Raw genomic sequence first — 26,084 nt, 5'->3', positions numbered from 1 at the left:
CCTCAGCCGAGGGCGATGAGGATGACGAGCAGGACGGCTCCGGCGAGGGCCGGGGCGATGATCTCGTACGCCCAGCGGACGGTCGGCTCGCCCTGCGACGTGGCCGCGGCGGCGCGGGCCTCGCACAGCTCGCGCAGTTCGCCCATGGCCTGGTCGGCGGAGGGGCGGGCCGCGGGCGGGTCGACGGTGGCCGACGGGTTGCGGGCCTGCTTGGTCTCGGCCCGCATCTGACTGCGCTGCGCACGGCGGCGGGCGCGCAGGGAGACCGGGATCGACCAGAGCTGGTACGTGGTGCCCTCCTGATCGAACACCTCGTTCGAGTAGCCCGAACGGAAGCCTCCGACGGCGGCCCACGGGAGCGTGATCATGCGGAAGGGGTTGCGGACGCGCAGGCGGTCGTCATTGCCGTAGACGGCCGGGCGGATGGTGAACGCGATCACCAGCGGCACGGCGAACAGCAGCCCGGCGAGCGCGAGCCACGGAGTGCGCCCGTCGCCGTTGACCAGCGCGTCGAAGCCCAGCCAGGCGCCCAGGGCGAGCAGCACGACACCCCCGGCGATGCCTGCGGGTGACCGGTAGATGCGGTCCGGGGTCGTGGTTTCGCTCGTCATGCCCCTGATTCTGCCTGACGGCCGACGGACGGTGGCCGTGAGGTTCGTCGCGCTGCTCGCCCCTCTTCCCCTGAGGACCGCCCGCGTCTAGCTTTATGGAACTCACATCCAAAAAGTGGAACAAGGAAAGGCGGTCGGCACGACCGTGCGCGCTCTCGCTTTCGTGACCATCGGCCAGGCACCGCGACCGGATCTGTCGGAGGCGGTGGAGGCCGCCCTGCCCACGACGGTGCGGGCCCGGCACGCCGGCGTGCTCGACGGGCTCGACCGCGCCGGGGCCCTCGCCCGCTTCGGCGCCGCTCCCGGTGCGCCCGGCACCCTGATCAGCCGCCTCCAGGACGGGAGCACCGTCACGCTGGACGCCGCGGCCGTCGGCGCCGGCCTCCAGGAGCGGATCGACGAGCTGGAGCGGGACGGCGTCGACGTGATCGTCGTGCTGTGCACCGGCGAGTTCCCCGGCCTGCGCGCCCGCCGCGCACGGCTGATCGAGCCCGACGCGCTGGTGACGGCGTACGTGGAGACCCTCCTGGCCGGGAACCCCACCGGGGTGATCGTGCCGCTGCCCGAGCAGGTGGCCGACGCCCGCGAGAAGTGGCGGGGCCTGGCGCCCGCGCCCGCGTTCGCGACGGCCTCGCCCTACGCCGAGGACGACGCGGGGCTGCTGGCCGCGGCCCGCGCCCTGGTGGACGACGGGGCGCAGGCGCTCGTTCTGGACTGCATGGGATACGCCGAGCGCCACCGGGCCGCGCTGCGCCGGGGCGGTGTCACGGTGCCGGTGCTCACGTCGGGCGCGATGGTGGGCGCCTGGACGGGGCCGTTGCTGGGGTAGGTCCCGGTCAGCGCTCGGCGCCGACGTACCGCAGCCAGTACGGGTCGCCGATGCGCTTGCCCACCCGCAGGGCGGCGTCGCGCACCGACCTGCCGTGGCGCTCGGCGACGTCGTCGCGGAGCTCCGAGGCCGGCAGCGCGATCCCGATGCCGAAGAGCTGGCCGGTGTCGGGGTCCTCGACGGCGGCCGAGATCCCGGAGACGCCCGGGACGTACTCGCCGCGCGAGAACTCCCAGCCGTCGACGCGGACCCGGGCCAGCTGGGCGAGGAGCTCCCTGCGGGACTTGGGGGCGCTGCCCGCGCTGCGCTCGATCCCGGAGTCCACCAGCCGCATGACCTCGGAGTCGTCGAGGCGCGCGAGCAGGGCGCGGCCCATCGAGCTGGCGTAGGCGGGCGCCCGGGTGCCCGCGGGGGTGTAGGCCTGGAGGGCGCCGGTGGTGCCGATGCGCATGTGCAGGACGAGCGACTCGCCGCCGTCCAGGACGTCGACGTAGCCGGTGTATCCGGTGTCGGCGACGAGCCGGGCGACCTCCTCCTCCAGCAGCGAGACCGTGCCGCGCGAGGCCCTGAAGTGGTACGAGGCCTCCATGATCAGCTCGCCGGGGCGGTAGGCGCGGGTCGCCGGGTCGCGCTCCAGGAAGCCGTACTCGGCCATCATGCTCAGCGTCCGCGACACCGAGCTCTTGGGCAGTCCGAGCTCACCCGCCACGTCCGTGACGGTGACGTCGCGCTGCAGGTGCGCGATCAGACGCAGGACGTCCCGCGCGTTGGCGAGTGTGCTCACCGTCTGCCTTCCTCCCGCGCCCCTGAGGAGGGCGTCCCCCGGCCATGTCGCGACGATCGTATGCGGCTCACATTCTGAGACCACACGCCAGCCTCTTGACGGCGGAGCCCTGCCCGCCGGATGATCCATATATTAGTACCGAGTTCCAAATTATGGAACAACGTGAGGTGGCCCAGCGGGCACGACCATCAGGAGCACCCATGAGCACTGCCGCCGACGCCGCGCGACCGGCTCCGGCCGAGGAGGCCCCGGCACCGCCCGGCGGGTCCGGCGCACGCCGCCACCCGCGCGCCCTCGCGCCCGGCAACCTGATCCTCACCGTGGTGCTCAGCGTGTTCGGCGCCGTCGTCGGCGTGCAGCTGCTCGCCACGCTCGGCGTCACCCCGTCCACGTCGCTGATCGGCGCCCTCGCCGCGATGACACTGGCCCGCGTGCCCCTCGTCGCCTTCCGCGGCTTCCGCTCGGTGCACGCCCAGAACCTGGCGCAGACGAGCATCTCCTCGGCCACCTTCGGCGCGGCCAACAGCCTGTTCCTGCCGATCGGCATCCCGTTCCTGTTCGGGCTGCACCACATGGTCGTCCCGATGCTGATCGGCGTCGCCGCCGCGATGCTCGTCGATGCCTGGCTGCTCTACCGGATGTACGACACCCCGGCCTTCCCGGCGACCGCCCCCTGGCCGCCCGGACTCGCCGCCGCCGAGGCGATCAAGGCGGGCGACGAGGGCGGGCGCCGGGCGGGGTCCTCGGCCTCGGCCTGGTCACCGGCCTGGCGGGCGCCGCGTTCGCGCTGCCGATGTCGGCGTTCGGCGTCGCCCTGATCGGCGGGCTCGCCGCGATGGCCGCGTTCGGCACCGGTCTGCTCGTCATCAGCTACGCGGAACCGCTGACCGGCGTCGACCTGACCGCCCAGTACCTGCCGCACGGCATGATGATCGGCGCCGGTCTGGTCGCGCTGTTCCAGGTCGGCCGCACGATCCTCGCGACGCGCCGGGCCACGCCCGCTCCCGCGGCCACGACCACCGCTCCCGGCGCTCCCGGCGCTCCCGCGCGGAACGACGCGCGCCGCCTCGGCACGTCGATGCGTCTGGGCTTCGGCGCCTACCTCGTCATCGCCGTACTGCTCTCGCTCGGCAGCGGCGTCGCCACGCACATGAGCGTCGGCATGCTGATCGCCTTCGTCCTCTACGCCGCCGTCGCCGCGTTCCTGCACGAGATGCTCGTCGGCATCGCGTCCATGCACTCGGGCTGGTTCCCGGCCTTCGCGATCGCCCTGATCACGCTCCTGGTCGGCATCCTCATCGGCTTCCCCGCCGAGGCCCTGGTCGTCCTCGCCGGCTTCACCGCGGCCACCGGACCCGCCTTCGCCGACATGGGCTACGACCTCAAGGCCGGGTTCCTGCTGCGCGGCGAGGGCGCCGACCCGGCGTTCGAACTGGAGGGCCGCCGCCAGCAGCTGATCGCCGCGATGATCGGCTTCGGCGTGGCCATCGTCGTCGTCCTCGTCTCGTACCGGATGTTCTTCGACAACGGCCAGACCGCGCCGATCGACGCGGCGTACGTCGCCGCCATCAAGGCGGGCCCGTCCGCGGAGACCGCGAAGCACCTCGCCCTGTGGGCGATCCCCGGCGCGCTGGTCCAGCTGATCGGCGGCTCGAAGCGCCAGCTCGGCATCATGCTCGCCACCGGCCTCCTGATCACGACGCCGATGGCCGGCTGGATGGTCGTCGCGGGCCTCGCCGTCCGCGTCCTCGCGCCGCGCTTCCTCGGCCCGAAGGCCAAGGAGAACCTGGAGATCTTCGCGGGCGGAGCGATCGCGGGCGACGCCCTCTACTCGTTCGGCAACGGCGTCTGGAAGGCCACCAAGTAACCGCGAGAACCGCCGCCACGCCCCCTCCACGCGACCCGAGCTCTACACCTCTGACACCCCTGACACCCCGTATCGCACGACTGCACCCCTCACCCCCCGTACACCCCGTACACCCCTCACACCCCGTACACCCCTTGCACGCCGTACCTGGCGGGTGATGCCACCCCGCACCGCCCGTCGTACACCGAGAGCCACCTGGGAGACCCCCGTGAAGCGACAGCTGACCCATGACGACATCCGCGCGGCCGTGTACGGCGGTGCCGTACTCGGCGGGGGCGGCGGCGGCTTCGTGGAGCGGGGGCTGCGCACCGCCGAGCTGGCCCTCCAGGTCGGTACGCCGGAGCTGTGGAGCGCGGACGAGTTCGCCCCGGAGGAGCTGACCGCGACGGTCGCCCTGGTCGGCGCCCCCGCCGCGCCCGACCCGCAGGTGCTCCCCACCCACCTGCTGCGCGCCCTTGAGCTGCTGCGCCGCGACCTCCCCCGCCCGCTCGCCGCCCTGCACACCAACGAGAACGGCGCCGAGACCACGATCAACGGCTGGTTCCACTCGGCGATGACCGGCCTGCCCGTCATCGACCTGGCGTGCAACGGCCGCGCCCACCCGTCCAGCCAGATGGGCGCGATGGGCCTGCACGCCCGCGACGGCTACCGCTCGTACCAGGGCTACGCGGGCGGCAAGCCGTACGCGTACGTCGAGGGCTCGGTCTCCGGGCGCCTGGACGCCACGTCGAACGTCGTGCGCCGCGCGTCGGTCGAGGCGGGCGGCTGGGTGGGCGCGGCGCGCAACCCGGTCGAGGTCGGTTACGCCGTCCAGCACGGCGCCCCCGGCGCGATCAGCTCCGCGATCGAGCTGGGCCGCCGCTTCCTGGCGGACGGTCCCGAGGGCGCGGCCGCGCACCTCGGCGGCGAGCTGGCCGTGACCGGCACGGTCCGCTCGTACCGGTGCGAGCAGCGCGAGGGCCTGGACATCGGTGTCGCGGTGCTGGACGACGCGGCGGGCACGACGCTGCACTTCGTCAACGAGTACATGACGCTCGAGGTGGGCGGCGAGCGCAAGGCGGCGTTCCCCGACCTGATCACGACGTTCGACGAGGCGGGCATGCCGCTCTCCTCCGCTCATGTGGCGGTCGGCAAGCAGGTCTCGGTCCTGGTCGCCCCCGCCGCCAGCCTGCTCCTGTCCCCCACGATGTTCGCGCCGGAGCTGTACGCGCCGCTGGAGGAGCTGCTGGGCTTCCCCTTCGCCCCGGCCGCGAAGGTCCTCGCCGATGCCTGAGACGCTCCCCGAGCCGTTGCGCGGGCGGACCGTGGACCCCGCCCGCGTACGGGAGTTCTGTGACGCCCGCTGGGACGCGGACCTGCTGCCGCTGATCGAGGAGCACATCCGCGTCCCCGCGGTCAGCCCCGGCTACGACGCCGACTGGGAGGCGCACGGCTTCCTCGACCAGGTCGCCGCCGACGCCGCCGGATGGCTGCGCGGCATCGACGACCTCCCCGGCCTGCGCGTCGAGGTGCTGCGCGCACCCGGCCGCACCCCGCTGGTCTTCTTCGAGGTACCGGGCGAGGGCGGCCGGGCCGAGGAGACGGTCCTCTTCTACGGGCATCTCGACAAGCAGCCCGAAGGCGACGGGTGGGCCGACGGCCTGTCCGCGTGGGAGCCGGTGTTCGACGGCACCCGACTGTACGGGCGCGGTGGCGCCGACGACGGATACGCGCTGTTCGCCGCCGTCACCGCGGTGCGCGCGCTCGCCGCGCAGGGTGCGGCCCGGCCGCGCTGCGTCGGCGTGTTCGAGGCGGGCGAGGAGTCGGGCAGCCCGGACCTCGGCCACTGGTTCGACGTGCTCGCGCCGCGCATCGGCACGGTGGGCCTCGTGGTCTGCCTGGACTCCGGCGCGGGCGACTACGAGCGGCTGTGGCTGGTCACGTCGTTGCGCGGGGCCTGTGGCGGCACGCTCGACGTGCGGGTCCTGGACGACGGGGCGCACTCCGGGGACGCGGGCGGTGTCGTGCCGTCGTCGTTCCGGGTGCTGCGGCATCTGCTCGACCGCCTGGAGGACAGCGCCACCGGGCGGATCAGGGCGCAGGCGCTGCACTGCGCGGTGCCGGAGGAACGCCGGACGCAGGCGCGGGAGGCGGCGAAGCTCCTGGGCGACCAGGTGGCGCGCCGGTTCGCGTGGCACGGGTCGGCGTCCCCGGCGGCGGACGACCCCGCGGAGCTGCTCCTGAACCGGGCGTGGCGTCCGGCCCTCGAGGTCACCGGGGCGGACGGGCTGCCGCCGGTCGCCGTCGCGGGCAATGTGCTGCGTCCGCACACCCGGGTCAAGCTGGCCCTGCGGCTGCCGCCGACGGTGGACAGCGCGGCGGCGGTGGCCGAGGTGGGCCGGCTCCTGGAGGCGGACCCGCCCTACGGCGTCTCGGTCACGTTCACCCCGGACCGGGTGTGCGCCGACGGGTGGCACGCGCCCGCTGAACAGCCGTGGCTGCGGGAGGCGCTCGGCGCGGCGAGCCGGGAGTGCTTCGGTGGGGCGGATGTCGCCCGGATCGGGCAGGGCGGGACGATTCCGCTGATGGGCACGTTGTCCGGGCGCTTCCCGCAGGCCCAGTTCCTGGCGTGCGGGGTTCTCGGCCCCGGCGCGAACGCCCACGGCCCGAACGAGTCCCTCCACGTCCCGTACGCCCGCCGCCTGACCTCGGCCCTGTCCCTCACCCTGCACGCGTACGCCTGCGGCGCGTGACCGTCCCGGCCCGGGCGCCGCACCGATAGCGATCTCCTCGCGGGTGCGGCGCCCCCGTGGCCGCTCACACACCTCCCCACGCCCCCCTCAAGCCCCGCGGCCACTCGCGCAGCTCTCCGCGCCCCCATCAAGCCCCGCATCGCCGGTCGAGCCATTCAAGCCCCTGCGGCGATTGAGCAGCGGGGTCCGGGGCGGAGCCCCGTGACCTTCGCGTCGGCCCCGTCCCCGCTCACGGATGCGACACGACCGTGGCCGCTCACGCACCTCCCCACGCCCCTGGGCCACCTGACCTCAGCCCCCCTCAAGCCCCGCAGCGCCGGTCGAGCCATTCAAGCCCCTGCGGCGATTGAGCAGCGGGGTCCGGGGCGGAGCCCCGTGACCTTCGCGTCGGCCCCGGTCGCGATGCCGGCGGTCAGGACAGCGCCCCGCGCCGCACCGACCCCGAACGCGAAGCCCCTCTGTACAGCCGCTACGCGCGTAGATATGCTCCCCTCGTGACCATGCCCACTGCACCCGCAACCGCCAAAGAACACGCGCTGGCCGACGCCGTCGCCTCCGAGGCCACTCTGCGCCGATTCCTCCAGGGACTGCCTGGCGTCGACGCGGTGGGCCTGGAGGCGCGGGCCGCCGCCCTGGGGACCCGTTCCATCAAGGCCGCGGCCAAGGCGTACGCCATCGACCTGGCCATCTCGATGATCGACCTGACGACCCTCGAAGGCGCCGACACCCCGGGCAAGGTCCGGACCCTCGGCGCGAAGGCCGTCAACCCCGACCCGACCGACCGCACGACCCCGCGCACCGCCGCCGTCTGCGTCTACCCGGACATGGTGGCCACCGCGAAGGCCGCCGTCGCCGGCACCGACGTGAAGGTCGCGTCCGTGGCCACCGCCTTCCCGGCGGGCCGCGCCGCGCTCGACGTGAAGCTCGCGGACGTGCAGGACGCCGTGGAGGCCGGGGCCGACGAGATCGACATGGTCATCGACCGCGGCGCCTTCCTCGCCGGCCACTACATGAAGGTCTACGAGGAGATCCGCGCCGTGAAGGAGGCCTCGGGGCCCGCCCGGCTCAAGGTCATCTTCGAGACCGGTGAGCTGTCGACGTACGACAACATCCGGCGCGCGAGCTGGATCGGCATGCTGGCCGGAGCCGACTTCATCAAGACCTCGACGGGCAAGGTCGGGGTCAACGCCACGCCCGCCAACACCCTGCTGATGCTGGAGGCCGTGCGCGACTTCCGCGCCGCCACCGGCATCCAGATCGGCGTGAAGCCCGCCGGCGGCATCCGTACCTCCAAGGACGCCGTCAAGTTCCTCGTGCTCGTGAACGAGACGGCGGGCGAGGACTGGCTCGACAACCACTGGTTCCGGTTCGGCGCCTCCAGCCTCCTGAACGACCTGCTGATGCAGCGTCAGAAGCTGGCCACCGGCCGCTACTCCGGTCCCGACTACGTGACGGTGGACTGAGAACCCCATGGCTATGGAAAAGCAGACATCTGTGTTCGAGTACGCGCCCGCGCCCGAGTCGCGGTCCGTCGTCGACATCGCCCCGTCCTACGGGCTGTTCATCGACGGCGAGTTCACCGAGGCCGCCGACGGCAAGGTCTTCAAGACCGTCTCGCCGTCCACCGAGGAGGTCCTCTCCGAGGTCGCGCAGGCCGGCGAGGCCGACGTGGAGCGCGCCGTGAAGGCCGCCCGCAAGGCCTTCGAGAAGTGGTCCGCCCTGCCGGGCGCCGAGCGCGGCAAGTACCTGTTCCGCATCGCGCGGATCATCCAGGAGCGCTCGCGCGAGCTGGCCGTCCTGGAGACGCTCGACAACGGCAAGCCGATCAAGGAGACCCGCGACGCGGACCTCCCCCTGGTCGCGGCGCACTTCTTCTACTACGCGGGCTGGGCCGACAAGCTCGACCACGCCGGCTTCGGCCCGAACCCGGCGCCGCTCGGCGTCGCGGGCCAGGTCATCCCGTGGAACTTCCCGCTCCTGATGCTCGCGTGGAAGATCGCCCCGGCGCTCGCCACGGGCAACACCGTGGTCCTCAAGCCCGCCGAGACGACCCCGCTGTCCGCGCTCTTCTTCGCGGACATCTGCCGCCAGGCGGGCCTGCCGAAGGGCGTCGTCAACATCCTTCCCGGGTACGGCGACGCGGGCGCGGCCCTCGTCGCGCACCCGGACGTGAACAAGGTGGCCTTCACCGGCTCCACGGCCGTCGGCAAGCAGATCGCGCGCACGGTCGCGGGCACCGACAAGAAGCTCACCCTCGAACTCGGCGGCAAGGGCGCCAACATCGTCTTCGACGACGCCCCCATCGACCAGGCCGTCGAAGGCATCGTCACCGGCATCTTCTTCAACCAGGGCCAGGTCTGCTGCGCGGGCTCGCGCCTCCTCGTCCAGGAGTCCGTGCGGGACGAGGTGCTCGACGCGCTCAAGCGGCGCCTGACGACCCTGCGCCTCGGCGACCCGCTCGACAAGAACACCGACATCGGCGCGATCAACTCCGCGGAGCAGCTCGCCCGGATCACCGCGCTCGCCGAGACCGGCGAGGCCGAGGGTGCCGAGCGCTGGTCCGCGCCCTGCGAACTCCCCTCCTCCGGCTACTGGTTCGCGCCGACGCTCTTCACGAACGTCACGCAGGCCCACACCGTCGCCCGCGACGAGATCTTCGGCCCGGTGCTGTCGGTCCTGACCTTCCGTACGCCGGAAGAGGCCGTCGCCAAGGCGAACAACACGCAGTACGGGCTCTCGGCCGGCATCTGGACCGAGAAGGGCTCCCGGATCCTGGCCGTCGCCGGCAAGCTGCGCGCGGGCGTCGTCTGGGCCAACACGTTCAACAAGTTCGACCCGACCTCGCCCTTCGGCGGTTACAAGGAGTCGGGCTTCGGCCGCGAGGGCGGCCGTCACGGCCTGGAGGCGTACCTCAGTGTCTGACCGTTTGAGTGTCCTCAAGACCTACAAGCTGTACGTGGGCGGGAAGTTCCCGCGTTCCGAGAGCGGCCGGGTGTACGAAGTGACCTCCAGCAAGGGTGAGTGGCTCGCCAACGCCCCTCTCTCGTCCCGCAAGGACGGCAGGGACGCCGTCGTCGCCGCGCGCAAGGCGTTCGGCGGCTGGTCGGGCGCGACGGCGTACAACCGCGGGCAGGTCCTCTACCGCGTCGCCGAGATGCTGGAGGGGCGCCGCGAGCAGTTCGCGCGCGAGGTCGCGGAGGCCGAGGGGCTGGGCAGGTCGAAGGCGGCCGCGGTCGTCGACGCCGCCATCGACCGTTGGGTCTGGTACGCGGGCTGGACCGACAAGATCGGCCAGGTCGTGGGCGGGGCGAACCCGGTCGCGGGCCCGTTCCTCAACCTCTCGACGCCGGAGGCGACGGGTGTCGTCACCGTGATCGCGCCGCAGGAGTCGTCGTTCCTCGGGCTGGTCTCGGTGATCGCGCCGGTCATCGCCACCGGCAGCACGGTCGTCGTGATCGCGAGCGAGAAGTCGCCGCTCCCCGCGCTCTCCCTCGGCGAGGTGCTCGCCACCTCCGACCTGCCGGGCGGCGTCGTCAACATCCTGTCCGGCAAGGCGTCGGAGATCGCGCCGTCGCTCGCCGCGCACCAGGACGTCAACGGCATCGACCTGACGGGCGCCGACGCGGAGCTGGCCAAAGAGCTGGAGATCGCGGCGGCGGACAACCTGAAGCGCGTGCGCCGCCCCCAGGGGGTGGAGGACTTCACAGCGGACCCGGGCACGGACCGCCTGACGTACTTCCTGGAGACCAAGACGGTCTGGCACCCGACGGGTTCCCTGGGCGCGTCCGGGTCGTCGTACTAGGACGTTCCCCGAGTCTCCCGATCCCGAGGCCCCGGCCCCTTCTCCGTCCAGGAGGGGCCGGGGCCTCGCCCGTGTCCGGGGTCAGATCTCCAGGCGTCGCGCGATGCCGTCGAGCACGCAGTCGAGACCGAAGGTGAACTCCCAGGCGGGGTCGTCCTTGCGGGTCGCGTTGTGCGCGTAGGCCCGGTAGAACGGGTAACGCCCGGTGCCCAGCAGGTAGTTCATCTGCGGCGCGAGTCCCTGCCGGGTCTCGTCGCCGCTCTCCCACCCGCGCTCCTCCCGGAACCGGGCGAGGGCCACCTCCGACTGCGTCGCGCCCTGGACGTACGAGGCGACGGCGCGGAACGCGGCCATCATCGCGTCCGGGTCGAGCCCGAGGCCGTCCAGCGACGCGAGCTGCCGCTCCGCGACGGCCATCCGGGCGGGCGTGAGCACGAAGAGCGGCGCGGGCAGCTGGATCATCCACGGGTGGCGCAGGGTCACCTCCCGCGTCCGTACGGCGAAGGCGCGCAGCACCTCGCGCCAGCCGGTCAGCTCGTCCGGGACGGTGAGCTCGGTCGAGACCCGGTCGACCATCAGGGCGAGCAGGTCGTCCTTCCCCGAGACATGGCGGTACGCGGCCATGGGCGCGACGCCCAGTTCCGTCGCGATCCGGCGCATGGTCACGGCCGCGAACCCCTCCGCGTCCGCCACGGCGACGGCGACCTCGGCGATCCGGGCCGGGGTGAGCGCGGCGCGCGGCGCGGCGGGCCGGTCGAGGCGCTCCCAGAGGGACACCTCGGGTGCTGCCGTCTTCTTGGTGGCCACGGGTGGACTCCTCCGGTTCCGGCGGGCGTGCGGACGTGTACATCGTATCGGCAGTGGACGCCGTACACATCGATGTGTACGTTGTACGCACAAGAGAGTGTACGCCGTACACACATAGGGGGTTCCTCATGTCACGCTCCGCTCCGCTCCGCGTCGCCGTCCTCGTCGGCTCCACCCGCGAGGGCCGCTTCGCGCCCGTCGTGACGAAGTGGCTGAGCGGTCAGCTCGGGCAGCGCGGCGACCTGCGCGCCGATGTCGTCGACCTCGCCGAGACGCCACTGCCGACCGTCCTGCCCGCCTTCGGACAGGCGCCGCCGGCCGGCACCGAGGAGGCGCTCGCGGCCGTGTCACCGCGCCTCGCCGCCGCCGACGCGTTCGTCTTCGTCACGCCCGAGTACAACCACAGCTTCCCGGCGTCCCTGAAGAACGCGATCGACTGGCACAACGAGCAGTGGCACGGCAAGCCGATCGCCTTCGTCTCGTACGGGGGCCTGTCCGGCGGCCTGCGCGCGGTCGAGCAACTCCGGCTCGTGATGGCCGAGTTGAACGCCATGACCATCCGCAACACGGTCAGCTTCCATCAGGCGTACGGTGCCTTCGACGCGGCGGGCCGAGTCGACGACCCGGCGGTGGACGCCGCCGCGAAGGCGATGCTCGACCAGCTGACCTGGTGGGCGCACGCGCTGCGCGACGCCAAGTCGATCCGCCCGTACACCGCCTGATGGCCGGCCAGGTGGTGCCGGTACCGTCCCGGCCGGTGATCGCCGGGCTGCTGCTCGGCGTCGTGCTCGCCACGCTCGACGGCACGATCGTCGGCACGGCCCTGCCCGTGATCGTCGACGACCTCGGCGGCCTGGACCGGCTGTCCTGGGTGGTGACCGCGTACCTGCTGGCCGCGGCCGTCACCACCCCGCTCTGGGGCAAGGTCGGCGACCTCTACGGCCACAAGGGCGGCTATCTCGCCTCCATCAGCGTCTTCCTCGCCGGCTCCGTGCTGTGCGGACTCGCCCAGGACATGGGGCAGTTGATCGCGTTCAGGGCGGTGCAGGGCGTCGGCGCCGGCGGTCTGTTCGTGGGGGCGATCTCCCTGGTGGGCACGTTGCTCGGCCCCGCGGGGGCGGGCCGCTCGCAGTCCGTCATCGGCGTGCTGCTGCCCGCCGCGATGATCGGCGGCCCGCTGATCGGCGGCCTCCTCACGGACCAGCTGGACTGGCGGTGGGTGTTCTACGTGAACGTGCCGGTCGGGGGCGTCGCCCTCGCCGTCGTCGGAGCGGGCGTGCGCGTGCGCACGGAGCGGGTGCGGGCGCGGGTCGACCTGGCGGGCGCGGCGCTGCTCACCGCCGCGATCCTCGCCCTGACGCTGCTGTCGTCCTGGGGCGGCACGACGTACGCCTGGACGTCACCGCGGATCGGGGCGCTCGCGCTGGTCGCGGTGGCGGCCGTCGCGGGGTTCGTCGCGGTGGAGCGGCGCGCGGCCGAGCCGGTGATCCCGCCCCGGCTGTTCCGCGACCGCAACTTCGGCGTCGCGCAGGCGCTGAGCTTCACCGCGGGGGCGGCGATGCTCGGGGCCGCCACCTATCTACCGCAGTACATGCAGCAGGTGCGCGGCATGTCGTCGACGGGGAGCGGACTGCTGCTGCTCCCGCTGATGCTCGGCATGATGGGCGCCCAGCTGACCATCGGGCGGCGGGTGAGCGAGGGCGGCCGCTACCGGCCCTACCCGATCGCGGGCGGCGCCCTCGCGACCGCGGGCGCCCTGTCCCTGCTCCTGCTGGGCACGGGGACGGCGACCTGGGCGGCGTCCGTCCTGACGCTGCTCCTCGGCATCGGCCTCGGCTGCCTGCTCCAGCCCGCCCTGCTGATCACCATGAACAGCGCCGAGCCCCGGGACATCGGCGCGGCCAGTGGGACGCAGACGCTGCTGCGGACCATCGGCGGCTCGCTCGGGGTGGCGGTACTCGGCTCCGTGTTCGCCCAGCGGGCGCACGGCGGGTCCACCCCGGCGGGGATCGTCGCCGGGGTGCACGGGGTCGCGCTCGGTACGGCGGCGCTGGGCGCGGTGGCGTTCGCGGTGTCCTGGCTGGTCCGGGAGGCGCCGCTGCGCTCGGGTCCGCCCGCGGGGGTCAGCCCGGCAGCAGCCCCGTCGCAGGGCCCACCAGCGGCAGGTCGTCCAGCGAGCCCCCGGACGACAGCGGGGCGGTCGCCGGAGCCGTACTGACCGGCTTGAAGTCGGCGATCTGGGTGCCGAGGGAGTTGTCGAGCGGGTCGACGCCCGTGCCGGCCAGCGGGTCGAGCCGCAGGGCCTTGGCGGGGGCGAGGCCATGGGTCGTCGACGAGTGGAGCGCCTGGGTGAGCGCCTGCGTCGGCGACCCGGCGTCGATGTCACCGACCGGCGTGGCCAGGCCGGGCGCCTGCGTCGCGGGCAGCGGCGCCGCGCTCGCGGTGGCGGCGCCCGCGCCCACGGCGGCTCCGGCCGCGGCCACGGTGAGGCCGGCGCGCAGCAGCGTACGGCGGGAGTTCGAGAGGGACTTGAGAGCAGCGTGTCGAGCCATGGGGAGTGCGCCTGAGCCTTTCGGGTGCGGGGTAACCACGTGGCCACGTAGCGTAGTTGACGTGGTCCGCGCCACAACGTCACCACGCGGGGTCGGTGTTGCGCCCCGGATGCCGCACACTGTTCTCTCGTGAGTTCGCATCCTCCGATACCGACCCGTGTCGTCCTGCTGGCCGGCCCCTCCGGGTCCGGCAAGTCGTCGTTCGCCACCCGCTCCGGGCTGCCCGTGCTCTGCCTCGACGACTTCTACAAGGAGGCGGGCGACCCCACGCTGCCGCTGGTGCCGGGCACCTCCGACATCGACTGGGACTCGCCGCTGTCCTGGGACGCCGAGGTCGCGCTCGCCGCGATCGTCGAGCTGTGCGAGAAGGGCCGTACGCACGTTCCCGTCTACGACATCGCGACCAGCTCACGGGTGGGCGAGGAGGCGCTGGACATCGCGCGCACGCCCTTGTTCATCGCGGAGGGCATCTTCGCCGCGGACATCGTGGAGCGGTGCGCGGAGCTCGGGGTGCTCGCGGACGCGCTGTGTCTGCGCGGGCGGCCCTCGACGACGTTCCGCCGTCGGCTGCTGCGCGATCTCAAGGAGGGCCGCAAGTCGGTCCCGTTCCTGCTGCGCCGCGGATGGCGCCTGATGCGCGAGGAGCGCTCGATCGTGGCCCGCCAGGTGGGGCTCGGCGCGTACGCCTGCGGCAAGGACGAGGCGCTGGGGCGGCTCGCGGCCGCCGCGGCCGGACGCTGCGTGAAGGCACGCAGCGCCACGGCCCGGTAGGAGCCCGTCGGCCGGGCTGACGCGGCGCGGCAGCCGGACCATCACCCCGGCCGCTCAGGCGGCGTACGAGGGGAGCGTGGAGTCGGGCGACGGCGCGAAGAAGGGCGCCGCCGTGTGGCTCCCGGCGGGACTGCCCTCGGGCGGGAGCCACGCCCCCCGGACAGGTGAAACAGGTCCGGACAGCCGGAAGGTCCGGGCAGACCCCCCGTCCGCCCGGACCCCTCGGTTTCCCCGTGTTCCCCGTGTTCCCCCCCGGCTGGATCCCCCCGGATCCCCCCGGATTCCCCCTCTTCACGTCCCCGCTCCCCCGAGCGGGCCCCCGTGTCCCCCCAGCCTCAGGCGACGAGCTCGCCGAAGGACTCCTCCTGGTCCCGGCCGAAGCTCAGGACCTCGTCGTCGCGCAGCCGGCGCAGCGAGCGCCAGATGCTGGACTTGACCGTGCCGACACTGATGTCGAGGATCTCGGCGATCTCCGGGTCGGTGCGGCCCTCGTAGTAGCGGAGCACGAGCATCGTGCGCTGAAGTTCGGGAAGGCGGGCCAGCGCCTGCCAGAGCACCGCGCGCAGCTCCGTGCCGCGCATCGCGTCCGTGTCGCCCGCCGTCTCCGGCAGCTCCTCGGTCGGGTACTCGTTCAGCTTGCGGCGGCGCCACGCGCTGATGTGCAGGTTCGTCATGGTGCGGCGGAGGTAGCCCCCGACCGCGGCCTTGTCGCTGATCCGGTCCCAGGCCCGGTACGTCGAGAAGAGGGCGCTCTGGAGCAGGTCCTCGGCCTCGAAACGGTCACCGGTCAGGTGGTAGGCGGTTGCGTACAGGGAGGCGCGGCGTTCCTGGACGTAGGCCGTGAACTCGGCCTCCGACAAGGAAGGACGCTGCTCCCCCGATTCCTCCCTGTACGCGGCTCCCCCGTGAGCTCCCCCCTCGGAAACCGCCTGGTGCGCGTCAACCACCGTCATGTAACCGGTGTGCTGACGCCCGGTGCCGCGAGCGCACCCCCGCCCGCTCACGGCACCGGACTTCTCATGACGCTCGGAGACCGCCCGGCCCAGGTCGTGCAGACGCGTGACAACTGCGCTTGAGGTGGTGCTGTGCAGCGTGTTCATCTCGCGCCCCCCGTCGTGGAGTTCCGGTACTTCCCTGCGGTCGTTCCCTGCGTCATCGCCGTCGTTCGTTGCGATGTCCAAAAGCTTGCCCGGGTGACTTCATGACGGTGTCCGTCGACTGTCACAGACCTGTCACAGCGGCCTGTGCGTGTGCGGGTCGCGTGCGAGACCTCACCGGCGGTCGAACTAAAGGCCTCTGATGGGCCAGAATGGCGCTCGTGCCTTCCCTGTTGCTGATCGAGGACGACGACGCCATCCGCACGGCCCTGGAGCTGTCTCTTACGCGCCAGGGTCACCGGGTCGCCACCGCTGCCACCGGTGAGGACGGTCTGAAGCTGCTGCGCGAGTCGCGGCCGGATCTGATCGTTCTCGACGTGATGCTGCCCGGCATCGACGGGTTCGAGGTGTGCCGGCGCATCCGGCGCACGGACCAGTTGCCGATCATCCTGCTCACCGCGCGCAGCGATGACATCGATGTGGTGGTCGGCCTGGAGTCCGGGGCGGACGACTATGTCGTCAAACCGGTGCAGGGGCGGGTGCTCGACGCCCGGATCCGTGCCGTGCTGCGCCGCGGCGAGCGGGAGGCCAACGACTCGGCGTCGTTCGGCTCCCTGGTCATCGACCGCGCCGCGATGACCGTCACCAAGAACGGTGAGGACCTCCAACTGACGCCCACCGAGCTGAGACTGCTGCTCGAACTGAGCCGCAGGCCCGGTCAGGCCCTGTCCCGGCAGCAGTTGCTGCGGCTGGTGTGGGAGCACGACTACCTCGGCGACTCGCGGCTCGTCGACGCCTGTGTGCAGCGGCTGCGCGCGAAGGTCGAGGACGTGCCGTCGTCGCCGACCCTGATCCGTACGGTGCGTGGCGTCGGCTACCGGCTGGACACGCCTCAGTGACGGAGCCGCACGACAAGCCCCGCGGTCCGGTCGCGGCGAAGAAGGCGTTCCTGTCCGGACTGCGCTTCACCAGCCTGCGGCTGCGCCTCGTCGTCGTGTTCGCGCTGGTCGCCCTGACGGCCGCGGTCTCCGCGTCCGGCATCGCGTACTGGCTCAACCGCGAAGCCGTGCTGACCCGGACCCAGGACTCGACGCTCAGCGACTTCCAGCAGGAGATGCAGAACCGGGCCGCCGTCCTGCCCGAGCACCCCACGCAGGGCGAGCTCCAGCACGCGGCGAACCTGATGGCCGACAGCAGCCAGCACTTCAGCGTGCTGCTCATCGGCACGGACGAGAACGGCAAGCGGGTCCTCGGCAATTCGGATCTCGACGCCTTCACCATCGGCGACGTACCGCGGTCCTTGCAGCACGCCGTCAACGACAAGCAGAAGGTCGACGACAGCAACAAGCACGCGTACCACCTGTACTGGCAGCGGATCACGCAGGACGACACCCCGTACCTCGTGGGCGGCGCGAAGGTGGCCGGCGGGCCCACCGGTTACATGCTCAAGTCCCTGGAGCCGGAGGCGAAGGACCTCAACTCCCTCGCCTGGTCGCTCGGGATCGCCACGGCGCTCGCGCTGATCGGTTCGGCGCTGCTCGCGCAGGCCGCCGCGACGACCGTGCTCCGGCCGGTGCACCGGCTGGGGGTCGCCGCGCGGCGGCTCGGCGAGGGCAAGCTGGACACCCGCCTGCGCGTCTCCGGCACGGACGAACTCGCCGAGCTGTCACGGACGTTCAACAAGACGGCCGAGAACCTGGAGAAGAAGGTCGCCGACATGAGCGCGCGCGACGAGTCGTCGCGCCGTTTCGTCGCCGACATGTCGCACGAGCTCCGTACGCCGCTGACCGCCATCACCGCCGTGACCGAGGTCCTTGAGGAGGAGCTCGACGCGGAGACCGGGTCCGTCGACCCCATGATCGAGCCCGCCGTCCGGCTCGTGGTCAGCGAGACCCGGCGCCTGAACGACCTGGTCGAGAACCTGATGGAGGTCACCCGCTTCGACGCGGGCACCGCCCGGCTCGTCCTCGACAACGTCGACATCGCCGACCAGATCACCGCCTGCATCGACGCCCGCGCCTGGCTGGACGCCGTCGATCTCGACGCCGAGCGCGGCACGATGGCGCTGCTCGACCCGCGCCGCCTCGACGTGATCCTCGCCAACCTGATCGGCAACGCGCTCAAGCACGGCGGATCGCCGGTGCGGGTCGCCGTCCGGGTGGAGGGCGACGATCTCGTCATCGCCGTACGGGACCACGGGCCCGGCATCCCCGAGGACGTGCTGCCGCACGTCTTCGACCGGTTCTACAAGGCGAGCGCCTCGCGGCCGCGGTCGGAGGGCAGCGGCCTCGGCCTCTCCATCGCCATGGAGAACGCCCACATCCACGGTGGCGAGATCACCGCGGCCAACTCCCCCGACGGCGGCGCCGTGTTCACGCTGCGCCTGCCGCGCGACGCGTCGCCGCTGACGGAGTCGGCGCAGGACGAGGCCAAGGACCCCGACTCCGCATCCCAGGAAGACGGTGTCGCCAAGTGAGGCTTCGTGGACGACTGCTGGGCCTGCTCGGGCTGACGGCGGTACTGCTCAGCGGCTGCGGGATCCGCTCCACGGAGGTGCCGACCGACTTCGGCGCGGCGCCCACGCGCGTGGGCTGCTCGCTGTCCCACTCGGACGACGTGCAGGGGCGGGCGGGCGGCGAGTTCCCGGTGCAGGTGTACCTGGTCTGTACGTCCCAGCTGGTGACGGTCGACCGTACGGTGACGCTGGAGCTCGACTCGTCCTCCGACCGCGTCCTGGTCGCGCAGGCACTGCTCGCCCAGCTCGGGAAGGCGCTGACGGCGACCGAGAAGGAAGCCGGCTACTCGACGGACGTCGCGGCCGCCACGAAGGTGTCGGGGCCGCTGAAGGGCGACCCGGCCGACGCGCTGCGGCTGAGCACCCCGCCGGACGACCTGTCGCCCAACGCGCTGGCCCAGATCGTCTGCACGTTCGCGAACAGCAAGGTGACGACGGACGGCAGCGACCACGTCGTGCTCGGCGGCCCGGCGGGCGATCCGCTGCGCAGCTACGAGTGCACGGACGCGGTGAAGGCACGCCCCGGGCTGATCCCGGCCCCCGCCGAAACCGTCGGGTAGCGCCGCGCCCCGGGTGACGTACGTCATCGGGAGCGCCCCGGAACCGATCGTCCCGCCCCCGGCGTCTAGGGGTGCGTGCAGCGCCATCGCTCGGGCGGCCACGGGGCCGCCCTCCGCTTCCGTACGGCAGGGATCGCCCTCCTCGCCGTACATCTCCTGTTCGTCGGATGGATCACGCTGCGCCCGCTGGACGTGCCGTGGGTCAGCCCGGCGAACCTGCATCCCCTGGCCGGCATCCGGGCCGATCTCTCCCTCGGCTGGCGGGAGGGGGCGTGGCGGATCGGCGAAGGGCTCGCGCTGCTCGCCCCGCTGGGCGTGCTGCTGCCGCTGGCCGGCGGTCGGCTCCAGGTGTCCGTATGGGGTTCGCTGGTGCGTACGGTCGCGGCCGGCGCCCTGATCTCCCTCGGCATCGAGCTGTTGCAGACCGGCGTGCCGGGGCAGGTCGTGGACGTCGACTCGCTGCTTCTGAACACCGTGGGCGTGGCCGTCGCCCATCTCGCCGTGGTGCCCGCCCTCAGGGCCAGGCTCCGCCGCTGGACCGAGCGCGCGCCCCTCCCCGTGGAGGAGCCGGCTCAGGGTCGGACCCCGACGATTTCCAGGGTCGGCATCGCCCCGTGAGCTGACGCTTCGCCCGCTTCGTGACCGTACTTTCGCATACGTAAGCACGACCCCGCGTCGACGTCTCACGGTTCGCGAAGGAGCCCACCATGACCGCCCTTGCCCGCCCCACGAACGGACGGATGATCGGCGGAGTGTGCGCAGCGCTGGCACGGCGCTTCGGCACCTCCGCGACCACGATGCGCGTGATCTTCCTGGTCTCCTGCCTGCTGCCGGGGCCGCAGTTCCTGCTCTACATCGCCCTGTGGATCATGTTCCCGAGCGAGCACAAGGCCGGCCGGGCCTGGTGACGCACGTACGCCGAAGGGGCGCGCCCGCGACTGCGGGCGCGCCCTTCGGCGCTGTGTACGGTGCCGGGTCAGCCGAGGGCCGGCAGACCGCCGCCGACCGGCAGGCCCTGCGTCGGCAGCGTCTGCTGGAGCGGCAGACCGCCGAGCAGGCCGGAGACCGGGTCGCCGCTGTCGCCGGGGAGGATGGCCGGGGCGGCCTTGTCGAGCGTGGGCTTGGCGCCGTTGAGGCTGCTGCCCAGGGCGTTCTGCCCGGCGGCCAGCGACTCGGGGGCACCGGCGGGCAGCGTGCTCGCCGTCTGCTCGACGGGGAGCATCGAGGTGACGGATCCGACGGTTCCCGCGGCGTCGGGCACGGCCGGGGCGGCGTTCGCGGCACCGGCACCGGCGGCGGCGAAGGCGGCACCGAGGGCGGCGACACCGAGGGTCTTGGCGGCAGACTGCTTCATGGGTCCCTTGTTCCTGATTCCTTGGCGACGGTTCTGTTCGGCAAACACCGGACATCGCCCTGGAGTTACTGCCACACCCCCGCGCCCGCCCTCGGCACGCGCTCCGCCGCCAGGACGGAACCGCAGGTCAGCGGCGTGTGGCCGCCCGGATGCGCGGGGGACGGTAATACTTCGATCATCGTCAACCCCACGTTGACCGGGCGGCCGTGACCGCCTCGGGAACGGCCTACTGGAACAGCCACTCCGCGCGCAGTTCGGCGTAGCGCGGCTTGACCACGTCGTTGATCATCGCGAGCCGCTCGTCGAAGGGGATGAAGGCCGACTTCAGGGCGTTGACGGTGAACCACTCGAAGTCGGTGAGGGTGTAGCCGAACGCGTCGGCGAGGAGGCCGAACTCGCGGCTCATGGACGTCCCCGACATCAGCCGGTTGTCCGTGTTGACCGTGGCGCGGAACCGGAGCTTGCGCAGCAGCCCGATCGGGTGCTCGGCGATCGAACTCGCGGCGCCCGTCTGGAGGTTGGAGGACGGGCACAGCTCCAGCGGGACGCGCTTGTCGCGGACGTACGCGGCGAGGCGGCCGAGCTGGACGGTGCCGTCGGTCTCGACCTTGATGTCGTCGATGATGCGCACGCCGTGGCCGAGGCGGTCGGCGCCGCACCACTGGAGGGCCTGCCAGATCGACGGGAGTCCGAAGGCCTCGCCGGCGTGGATCGTGAAGTGGTTGTTCTCGCCCTTGAGGTACTCGAAGGCGTCGAGGTGACGGGTGGGCGGGAAGCCGGCCTCGGCGCCCGCGATGTCGAAGCCGACGACGCCCGAGTCGCGGTAGCGGTTGGCGAGTTCGGCGATCTCCAGGGCGCGGGCGGCGTGGCGCATGGCGGTGAGGAGCGCGCCGATGCGGATGCGGTGGCCGTTCTCCTTGGCGCGGCGCTCGCCCTCGCGGAAGCCCTCGTTGACCGCCTCGACGACCTCTTCGAGGGTGAGGCCCCGCTCCAGGTGCTGCTCGGGGGCGTACCTGACCTCGGCGTAGACGACGCCGTCCTCGGCGAGGTCCTCGGCGCACTCCGCGGCGACCCGGACCAGCGCCTCGCGCGTCTGCATGACGGCGCAGGTGTGGGCGAACGTCTCCAGGTACCGCTCCAGGGAACCGGAGTCGGCGGCCTCGCGGAACCAGAGGCCGAGCTTGTCGGGCTCGGTCTCCGGCAGGTTCTCGTACCCCTGCTCGCGTGCCAGGTCGACGATCGTGCCGGGGCGCAGGCCGCCGTCGAGGTGGTCGTGGAGGAGCACCTTCGGCGCGCGGCGGATCTGCTCCGGGGTCGGAACCTGAGGGCTGCTGGGGTTCGCGGTGGTCTGGCTCGTCATTTCGGCACTGTAATGCCTACGCGCGTAGATCGGGCCGGGTCGCGAAAAGAAAGTGATCCGCCGATACGCAACGGTGACCCTGCGGACGGGTGGCGTACATCACGGCTTCTGACACTGTTCTGTCATGCAGCAGGAAGCGACGCCGGTCCGCGCGGCCGGACTGGGCAAGGCGATCGGGCCGGTGCCCGGGGCGGTCAGCGGCGTGGTGCTGCTGCTCCCCGGGGGCGACGAGTCCTCCACCCGCAGACCGTCTCCGCTCACGATCCCGTCCGCCCGCCGCCTGGCGCGCCGCCTCACGCGCGCGGGCCGCGACGACGGCCTGGTCACGCATGTCGTGCACTACCGCTACCGGGGCTGGAACGGCACCCAGGCGGAACTCGCCCGGGACGCCGCCTGGGCCGCCGACGAGGTCGTGCGCCGCTACGGCGACGTGCCGGTCTGTCTCGCGGGGCAGGACATGGGCGGCCGCGCGGCGCTGCGCGCGGGCGGGCATCCGGCCGTCAACTCCGTGCTCGCGCTGGCCCCTTGGCTGCCGGAGGACGATGTCGCGGCGCCGCCCGAACCGGTGAAACAGCTCGCGGGCCGGCAGGTCCTGATCGTGCACGGCACCGACGACCGGCGTACGGACCCGGAGTTGTCGTTCCGGCTCGCCGGGCGGGCGAAGAAGGCGAACCGGGACGTGTGCCGGTTCGAGGTGCACTCGGACGGGCACCGCCTGGCGCAGCACCGGGCCGAAGTGACCGCCCTGGCCGTCGACTTCGTCCGCGGGACGCTCTTCGGCCACCCGTTCTCCCGGCCGCTCCAGGACGCTCTCGCCGCGCCGCCGCCGATCGGGCTGCGGATGCCGCTGGCCGCCGGGTTCGGTCAGTCGCTCGGCGCGTAGGCGGACGGTGGGCCACCGGCTTCGAGGAGGGCGCCGAGCACCCGCGGCGCGTCCTCGTGCCCGGCCATGACGAGCACCGTGCGGTCGCCGTCGGCGCACTCGACGACGACGTAGTACTCGCCGCGCCGGGGCGGCGAGAACGGCGGGTCGCCGACGAGCGTCTCGCGTACGCGCAGCACCGTGAGGGTCTCCGGGAGCGGGGCGAGGGCGACCCGGCCCGCGGGATCGGTCGTGGCCGTCACGGGCCCGTCGCCGATCAGCAGGTACCCGTAGCCCGCTCTGCTGTAGGGCACGTCGCCGTGCACGGCCGCGGTCACCACCCGCCGCTCGGTGGGCGCGACGGGGACGATGCGCGCCGCGGCCCGGCGCACGCGGCGCACGGTCCACCGGCAGAGCAGGACCGACAGGACCAGGGCGGGCAGGACGGCCCAGGCCGTGAACCTGAGGCCCGACCACACGTCGTCGCCCAGGAGCACCACGGGGAAGCCGGCCGAGCCGATCAGGACGCCCGCCGTGAATCCGGCGATGTGCGGCCACGGGTAGGCGGCTCCCTGGCGCACGGGCCGCAGGCGCAGCCCGCCCCAGAAGGACAGCGCGCCGAGCCCGAAGGCCAGCGCCGCCACGGCGAACGCCCCGGGCAGCCGGCCGTCGTGGACGGGCGACAGCTCCGCCTCCTGGACGGCGTCACCGAAGCGGACGGCGCGGATCTCGTCCTTCCAGTACGTGGCGGTGACCCGGTCGCCGGGACGCACCGCGTCGTAGATCGGCAGGTCGTCGGGGAGCCGCACCATGCGCTCGTCGTCCGCCGGGGCGCCGACGTCGCGCAGGTAGAGGTGGTACGTCACGGTCCTGCCGCCGTCGGTGCCCTTGCTCCCGACGATCTGCGGGACGGCCGCCCGGCACGTGCCGGACCGGGTGCCCGGCGGGCAGTCGGGCGCCGCCGCGTACCCCCGGTTGTCCGCCTCGGCCCACGGGACCAGGGCGAACAGCGCGGCGCCCAGCAGGACGAGGAGCAGCCCCGCCCAGCCGAACCCGCGGCCCCTGCGGGCCCATTCACCGGACTCCCCCGCATGTACGCTCGGCGCGTCAGCCATGTTCCGTCACCCTCTGTCTCGTCCCCCGAACCATGCGCCCCGGCGGGCCCGCGCGTCAGGGCCGTCCCACGGCATCACCGGGCACTGCGGCCTGCCGGGCTCCGGCAACGACGAGGGCCTGCGCCTACTCCGCTCCGGCCTGTTCGGGCAGCAGCCGGCCCCGCCGGGACAGCAGGAACTTCTTGAACGCCGCGACCGGGGGCGTGTCCGGGTGGCCGTCGAGCCACGCCACACCGATCTCGCGGACGGCGCGCTGACCGGTGACCGCCAGTTCCACGACTCCGGGGCGGGGCACGGCCGGTGGCGGCAGGAGGGCCACGCCGAGGCCCGCCGCGACGAGGCCGCGCAGCGTCTCCGCCTCCTCCCCCTCGAACGCGATCCGGGGCCGGAACCCGGCCTCCGCGCACAGGTCGTCGGTGATGCGGCGCAGTCCGTAGCCGGGTTCGAGGGTCACGAAGACCTCGTCGGCGGTCTCGGCGAGGCGGATGCGCTTGCGGGCGGCGAGGCGGTGGTCCTCGGGGACGACGAGGCGCAGGCGCTGTTCGTCGAGGCGGCGCGCGACCAGGTCGGGAGCGTCGGGGACCGGCGAGGTCAGGCACAGGTCGAGCTCCCCCGCGCGCAGCCGCTCCAGCATCGCCTCGCCGTAGTTCTGGACGAGGCTGAAGCGGATGCGGGGGTGGTCGGCGCGGAAGGCGCGGATCAGGCCGGGGACCGTCTCCGTCCCCATGGTGTGCAGGAAGCCGAACGCGACCTTGCCGGACTCCGGGTCGGCGTCGGCGCGGACGGACTCGGCGGCCTTGGCGACCTCGCCGAGCGCGCGCTCCACGGACGTCAGGAAGGTGCGGCCCGCGGGGGTGAGCGAGACCGTGCGGCCGTGGCGGGCGAACAGGTCGACGCCGAGGTCGTGTTCGAGCCGCACCATCGCCCGCGAGAGCGTCGACTGGGGTACCTGGAGCTCCTGCGCGGCGCGCGTGACGTGCTCGGTGCGGGCGACGGCCGCGAAGTAGGCGAGCCGCGGCGCGAGCAGCGTGACCATGTCTTCTGTGTCACTGGCGGGTGACAGGCGCGGCTGTGACCTCTGCTGATGCTGCATGGGAACGATTATGGAGTGTTCGTGCATTGGACGCATGAGTCGGGCGGTCCTACCGTCGTGGCATGTCTCCTGCCAGTAGCCGGGCGGCCGCCACCCACGCGGTCGCCGCCCCCGCCGCCCCCACCCCGACGGACACGCGGATGAGTCCGGGCGGTCCCGGCTACCGCCGGATGAGCTTCGCCCTCTTCCTCGCCGGTGTCGCCACCTTCGCCCTGCTGTACTCGACGCAGGCGCTGCTGCCGCTGGTCTCCGCCGACTTCGGGGCGAGCGCGTCCACGGCGAGCTGGACGGTGTCCGGGGCGACGTTCGCGCTCGCGCTGTGCGTGCTGCCGCTGAGCGCGCTCTCCGAGCGGTTCGGGCGGCGCACGGTGATGACGGCGTCGCTGTCGGTGGCCGTCACGGTCGGGCTCCTGGTTCCCTTCGCGCCGTCGCTCGGCGTGCTGATCGCGCTGCGCGCGCTCCAGGGCGCGGCGCTCGCCGGTCTGCCCGCCTCCGCGATGGCGTACCTGGCGGAGGAGGTGCGGCCGAAGGCACTGGTCGCGGCCATCGGCCTGTTCGTCGCGGGCAACTCCATCGGGGGCATGAGCGGCCGGGTCATCGGCGGCTGGATCGCGCAGGCGTGGGGCTGGCGGGCGGCCGTCGGGACGATCGGTGTGATCGCGGTGGTGTGCGCCGTCGCGTTCCGCGCGCTGCTGCCCGCGCCGCGTCACTTCACGCCGGGGTCGCTGCGCCCCCGCGCCCTGGCCCGGACGGTGGGCGGCCACCTGGCGAACCCGCTGCTGCGCCGCCTGTACGTGATCGGCGCCCTGTTCATGACGGTGTTCGGCGCGGTGTACACGGTGATCGGCTACCGGCTCACGGCCGCGCCGTTCTCGCTGCCCCAGGGCATCGTCGGCTCGATCTTCCTGGTGTATCTGGTGGGCACGGTCTCGTCGGCGGCGGCCGGGAAGCTCGTCGCACGGCTCGGGCGGCGCGGCACGCTGTACCTGGCCGCGGGTACCACGACCGCGGGCCTGTTCCTGGCCCTCGTGCCCCGACTGCCGGTCGTCCTGCTCGGGTTGATGCTGATCACGGCGGGCTTCTTCGCCGGGCACGCGACGGCGTCGTCGTCGGTGAGCCACACGGCCACGCACGGCAGGGCGCAGGCCTCGGCCCTCTACCAGTCCGCGTACTACATCGGCTCCAGCGCGGGCTCGGCCGTCGGCGCGATCGCCTTCCACGCGCAGGGCTGGGCGGGGACGGTGGGCCTCGGTCTGGTGGCGGTGCTCGGCGTCGTCTCGCTGACGCTGTGGGGGACGTACGCGGCCCGCGCGCAGCGGCACCGGACGACGGCCGGAGCCCTCCCGGCGCACTGACCCCAGCCGTCTCACCAG

27 protein-coding genes are annotated in these 26,084 nt (G+C 72.9%); 18 read left to right on the top strand and 9 right to left on the bottom strand.

Annotated features, from left to right (window positions below):
- Nucleotides 1–2: 2 nt before the first annotated feature.
- Nucleotides 3–611 carry a PH domain-containing protein gene (locus tag V2W30_RS24825; protein WP_338699870.1) on the bottom strand — a complete coding sequence of 203 codons (609 nt, stop codon included), beginning with the start codon at nucleotides 609–611 and terminating at the stop codon, nucleotides 3–5.
- A 115-nt stretch (nucleotides 612–726) separates the two neighbouring features.
- Here V2W30_RS24825 and V2W30_RS24820 point away from each other — a divergent pair, with 115 nt between their 5' ends.
- A complete protein-coding gene (locus V2W30_RS24820; protein WP_338699868.1) occupies nucleotides 727–1,440 on the top strand; it encodes an AroM family protein in 714 nt (237 codons plus the stop codon).
- 7 nt (nucleotides 1,441–1,447) lie between these two features.
- Here V2W30_RS24820 and V2W30_RS24815 read toward each other — a convergent pair whose 3' ends face one another.
- On the bottom strand, nucleotides 1,448–2,224 hold the full coding sequence (locus tag V2W30_RS24815; protein WP_338699866.1) for an IclR family transcriptional regulator: 777 nt from the start codon (nucleotides 2,222–2,224) through the stop codon (nucleotides 1,448–1,450).
- 200 nt (nucleotides 2,225–2,424) lie between these two features.
- On the opposite strand from V2W30_RS24815, the gene V2W30_RS24810 reads away from it, so the two are divergent.
- The 7 genes from V2W30_RS24810 to V2W30_RS24780 all read left to right on the top strand — a co-directional run bounded on the left by V2W30_RS24810 (nucleotide 2,425) and on the right by V2W30_RS24780 (nucleotide 10,625).
- On the top strand, nucleotides 2,425–3,042 hold the full coding sequence (locus V2W30_RS24810; protein ID WP_338699864.1) for an OPT/YSL family transporter: 618 nt from the start codon (nucleotides 2,425–2,427) through the stop codon (nucleotides 3,040–3,042).
- Entirely contained in the window at nucleotides 3,018–4,091 is a 1,074-nt protein-coding gene (locus V2W30_RS24805) for a hypothetical protein (RefSeq protein ID WP_338699862.1), read from the top strand. Before V2W30_RS24810 ends, V2W30_RS24805 begins: the two co-directional genes overlap by 25 nt.
- 208 nt (nucleotides 4,092–4,299) lie before the next feature.
- A complete protein-coding gene (locus V2W30_RS24800; protein ID WP_338699861.1) occupies nucleotides 4,300–5,364 on the top strand; it encodes a DUF917 family protein in 1,065 nt (354 codons plus the stop codon).
- The gene (locus tag V2W30_RS24795; RefSeq protein WP_338699859.1) at nucleotides 5,357–6,823 is read left to right on the top strand and encodes a M20/M25/M40 family metallo-hydrolase; all 1,467 of its coding nucleotides are present in this window, start codon (nucleotides 5,357–5,359) and stop codon (nucleotides 6,821–6,823) included. Before V2W30_RS24800 ends, V2W30_RS24795 begins: the two co-directional genes overlap by 8 nt.
- Before the next feature lie 500 nt (nucleotides 6,824–7,323).
- Nucleotides 7,324–8,286 carry a deoxyribose-phosphate aldolase gene (gene deoC, locus V2W30_RS24790; protein WP_338703749.1) on the top strand — a complete coding sequence of 321 codons (963 nt, stop codon included), beginning with the start codon at nucleotides 7,324–7,326 and terminating at the stop codon, nucleotides 8,284–8,286.
- A 13-nt stretch (nucleotides 8,287–8,299) separates the two neighbouring features.
- Nucleotides 8,300–9,745, top strand: coding sequence for an aldehyde dehydrogenase family protein (locus tag V2W30_RS24785; protein ID WP_338703748.1), 1,446 nt, complete (start codon nucleotides 8,300–8,302; stop codon nucleotides 9,743–9,745).
- Nucleotides 9,738–10,625, top strand: coding sequence for an aldehyde dehydrogenase family protein (locus V2W30_RS24780; RefSeq protein ID WP_338699857.1), 888 nt, complete (start codon nucleotides 9,738–9,740; stop codon nucleotides 10,623–10,625). The genes V2W30_RS24785 and V2W30_RS24780 overlap by 8 nt, the downstream gene beginning before the upstream one ends.
- A gap of 81 nt (nucleotides 10,626–10,706) precedes the next feature.
- Here V2W30_RS24780 and V2W30_RS24775 read toward each other — a convergent pair whose 3' ends face one another.
- The gene (locus tag V2W30_RS24775; protein ID WP_338699855.1) at nucleotides 10,707–11,432 is read right to left on the bottom strand and encodes a TetR/AcrR family transcriptional regulator; all 726 of its coding nucleotides are present in this window, start codon (nucleotides 11,430–11,432) and stop codon (nucleotides 10,707–10,709) included.
- A 128-nt stretch (nucleotides 11,433–11,560) separates the two neighbouring features.
- Here V2W30_RS24775 and V2W30_RS24770 point away from each other — a divergent pair, with 128 nt between their 5' ends.
- Nucleotides 11,561–12,154 carry an NAD(P)H-dependent oxidoreductase gene (locus V2W30_RS24770; RefSeq protein ID WP_338699853.1) on the top strand — a complete coding sequence of 198 codons (594 nt, stop codon included), beginning with the start codon at nucleotides 11,561–11,563 and terminating at the stop codon, nucleotides 12,152–12,154.
- Between the two features lie 35 nt (nucleotides 12,155–12,189).
- Complete coding sequence (locus V2W30_RS24765) at nucleotides 12,190–13,650, top strand: DHA2 family efflux MFS transporter permease subunit (RefSeq protein WP_338699851.1); 1,461 nt, start codon at nucleotides 12,190–12,192, stop codon at nucleotides 13,648–13,650.
- Here the strand turns inward: V2W30_RS24765 and V2W30_RS24760 are convergent.
- Nucleotides 13,556–13,984, bottom strand: coding sequence for a hypothetical protein (locus V2W30_RS24760; RefSeq protein ID WP_338699849.1), 429 nt, complete (start codon nucleotides 13,982–13,984; stop codon nucleotides 13,556–13,558). The two genes, V2W30_RS24765 and V2W30_RS24760, sit on opposite strands and share 95 nt — an antisense overlap.
- Nucleotides 13,985–14,113: 129 nt before the next feature.
- Here V2W30_RS24760 and V2W30_RS24755 point away from each other — a divergent pair, with 129 nt between their 5' ends.
- Nucleotides 14,114–14,755, top strand: a complete 642-nt coding sequence (locus tag V2W30_RS24755; RefSeq protein WP_338699847.1) for an ATP-binding protein — start codon at nucleotides 14,114–14,116, stop codon at nucleotides 14,753–14,755.
- A 335-nt stretch (nucleotides 14,756–15,090) separates the two neighbouring features.
- On the opposite strand, the gene V2W30_RS24750 is transcribed toward V2W30_RS24755, so the two are convergent.
- Nucleotides 15,091–15,855 carry a SigE family RNA polymerase sigma factor gene (locus V2W30_RS24750; protein WP_338699845.1) on the bottom strand — a complete coding sequence of 255 codons (765 nt, stop codon included), beginning with the start codon at nucleotides 15,853–15,855 and terminating at the stop codon, nucleotides 15,091–15,093.
- Between the two features lie 218 nt (nucleotides 15,856–16,073).
- Between V2W30_RS24750 and afsQ1 the strand changes: the two genes are divergently transcribed.
- From afsQ1 to V2W30_RS24725, 5 genes are all read left to right on the top strand, one after another.
- The gene (gene afsQ1 / locus V2W30_RS24745) at nucleotides 16,074–16,751 is read left to right on the top strand and encodes a two-component system response regulator AfsQ1 (RefSeq protein ID WP_338699843.1); all 678 of its coding nucleotides are present in this window, start codon (nucleotides 16,074–16,076) and stop codon (nucleotides 16,749–16,751) included.
- Entirely contained in the window at nucleotides 16,748–18,328 is a 1,581-nt protein-coding gene (locus V2W30_RS24740; RefSeq protein WP_338699841.1) for a HAMP domain-containing sensor histidine kinase, read from the top strand. The genes afsQ1 and V2W30_RS24740 overlap by 4 nt, the downstream gene beginning before the upstream one ends.
- The gene (locus tag V2W30_RS24735) at nucleotides 18,325–18,927 is read left to right on the top strand and encodes a hypothetical protein (RefSeq protein WP_338699839.1); all 603 of its coding nucleotides are present in this window, start codon (nucleotides 18,325–18,327) and stop codon (nucleotides 18,925–18,927) included. Before V2W30_RS24740 ends, V2W30_RS24735 begins: the two co-directional genes overlap by 4 nt.
- A 75-nt stretch (nucleotides 18,928–19,002) precedes the next feature.
- On the top strand, nucleotides 19,003–19,545 hold the full coding sequence (locus tag V2W30_RS24730) for a VanZ family protein (RefSeq protein ID WP_338699838.1): 543 nt from the start codon (nucleotides 19,003–19,005) through the stop codon (nucleotides 19,543–19,545).
- An 89-nt stretch (nucleotides 19,546–19,634) separates the two neighbouring features.
- Nucleotides 19,635–19,835, top strand: coding sequence for a PspC domain-containing protein (locus V2W30_RS24725; RefSeq protein ID WP_338699837.1), 201 nt, complete (start codon nucleotides 19,635–19,637; stop codon nucleotides 19,833–19,835).
- Between the two features lie 68 nt (nucleotides 19,836–19,903).
- Here the strand turns inward: V2W30_RS24725 and V2W30_RS24720 are convergent, their stop codons facing one another.
- Together V2W30_RS24720 and V2W30_RS24715 are read right to left on the bottom strand one after the other, a co-directional pair.
- Nucleotides 19,904–20,281: an ATP-binding protein gene (locus V2W30_RS24720; protein WP_338699835.1), complete on the bottom strand. Its 378-nt coding sequence runs from the start codon at nucleotides 20,279–20,281 to the stop codon at nucleotides 19,904–19,906.
- A 226-nt stretch (nucleotides 20,282–20,507) separates the two neighbouring features.
- Nucleotides 20,508–21,641 carry an adenosine deaminase gene (locus V2W30_RS24715; RefSeq protein ID WP_338699834.1) on the bottom strand — a complete coding sequence of 378 codons (1,134 nt, stop codon included), beginning with the start codon at nucleotides 21,639–21,641 and terminating at the stop codon, nucleotides 20,508–20,510.
- Between the two features lie 124 nt (nucleotides 21,642–21,765).
- Here V2W30_RS24715 and V2W30_RS24710 point away from each other — a divergent pair, with 124 nt between their 5' ends.
- Nucleotides 21,766–22,524 carry an alpha/beta hydrolase gene (locus tag V2W30_RS24710; RefSeq protein ID WP_338699833.1) on the top strand — a complete coding sequence of 253 codons (759 nt, stop codon included), beginning with the start codon at nucleotides 21,766–21,768 and terminating at the stop codon, nucleotides 22,522–22,524.
- Here V2W30_RS24710 and V2W30_RS24705 read toward each other — a convergent pair.
- Complete coding sequence (locus V2W30_RS24705; protein WP_338699831.1) at nucleotides 22,506–23,618, bottom strand: hypothetical protein; 1,113 nt, start codon at nucleotides 23,616–23,618, stop codon at nucleotides 22,506–22,508. The two genes, V2W30_RS24710 and V2W30_RS24705, sit on opposite strands and share 19 nt — an antisense overlap.
- Before the next feature lie 124 nt (nucleotides 23,619–23,742).
- Entirely contained in the window at nucleotides 23,743–24,711 is a 969-nt protein-coding gene (locus V2W30_RS24700; protein ID WP_338699829.1) for a LysR family transcriptional regulator, read from the bottom strand.
- A gap of 62 nt (nucleotides 24,712–24,773) precedes the next feature.
- On the opposite strand from V2W30_RS24700, the gene V2W30_RS24695 reads away from it, so the two are divergent.
- A complete protein-coding gene (locus tag V2W30_RS24695; protein WP_338699827.1) occupies nucleotides 24,774–26,066 on the top strand; it encodes an MFS transporter in 1,293 nt (430 codons plus the stop codon).
- The last annotated feature ends 18 nt before the right edge of the window (nucleotides 26,067–26,084 follow it).

Origin of the sequence: Streptomyces sp. Q6, assembly GCF_036967205.1 — a bacterium.
GTDB classification, from domain to species: domain Bacteria; phylum Actinomycetota; class Actinomycetes; order Streptomycetales; family Streptomycetaceae; genus Streptomyces; species Streptomyces citrinus.
Note: the sequence above shows the minus strand (reverse complement) of the source record. Positions and strands in the feature narration are given on the sequence as shown.

Coding starts and splice junctions, on each gene's coding strand:
- V2W30_RS24705 (WP_338699831.1), bottom strand. CDS start 23,618: ATGGCTGACGCGCCGAGCGTACATGCGGGGGAGTCCGGTGAATGGGCC.
- V2W30_RS24785 (WP_338703748.1), top strand. CDS start 8,300: ATGGAAAAGCAGACATCTGTGTTCGAGTACGCGCCCGCGCCCGAGTCG.
- V2W30_RS24725 (WP_338699837.1), top strand. CDS start 19,635: ATGACCGCCCTTGCCCGCCCCACGAACGGACGGATGATCGGCGGAGTG.
- V2W30_RS24700 (WP_338699829.1), bottom strand. CDS start 24,711: ATGCAGCATCAGCAGAGGTCACAGCCGCGCCTGTCACCCGCCAGTGAC.
- V2W30_RS24710 (WP_338699833.1), top strand. CDS start 21,766: ATGCAGCAGGAAGCGACGCCGGTCCGCGCGGCCGGACTGGGCAAGGCG.
- V2W30_RS24805 (WP_338699862.1), top strand. CDS start 3,018: ATGTCGGCGTTCGGCGTCGCCCTGATCGGCGGGCTCGCCGCGATGGCC.
- V2W30_RS24810 (WP_338699864.1), top strand. CDS start 2,425: ATGAGCACTGCCGCCGACGCCGCGCGACCGGCTCCGGCCGAGGAGGCC.
- V2W30_RS24720 (WP_338699835.1), bottom strand. CDS start 20,281: ATGAAGCAGTCTGCCGCCAAGACCCTCGGTGTCGCCGCCCTCGGTGCC.
- V2W30_RS24795 (WP_338699859.1), top strand. CDS start 5,357: ATGCCTGAGACGCTCCCCGAGCCGTTGCGCGGGCGGACCGTGGACCCC.
- V2W30_RS24825 (WP_338699870.1), bottom strand. CDS start 611: ATGACGAGCGAAACCACGACCCCGGACCGCATCTACCGGTCACCCGCA.
- V2W30_RS24695 (WP_338699827.1), top strand. CDS start 24,774: ATGTCTCCTGCCAGTAGCCGGGCGGCCGCCACCCACGCGGTCGCCGCC.
- V2W30_RS24770 (WP_338699853.1), top strand. CDS start 11,561: ATGTCACGCTCCGCTCCGCTCCGCGTCGCCGTCCTCGTCGGCTCCACC.
- V2W30_RS24760 (WP_338699849.1), bottom strand. CDS start 13,984: ATGGCTCGACACGCTGCTCTCAAGTCCCTCTCGAACTCCCGCCGTACG.
- V2W30_RS24715 (WP_338699834.1), bottom strand. CDS start 21,641: ATGACGAGCCAGACCACCGCGAACCCCAGCAGCCCTCAGGTTCCGACC.
- deoC (WP_338703749.1), top strand. CDS start 7,324: ATGCCCACTGCACCCGCAACCGCCAAAGAACACGCGCTGGCCGACGCC.
- V2W30_RS24750 (WP_338699845.1), bottom strand. CDS start 15,855: ATGAACACGCTGCACAGCACCACCTCAAGCGCAGTTGTCACGCGTCTG.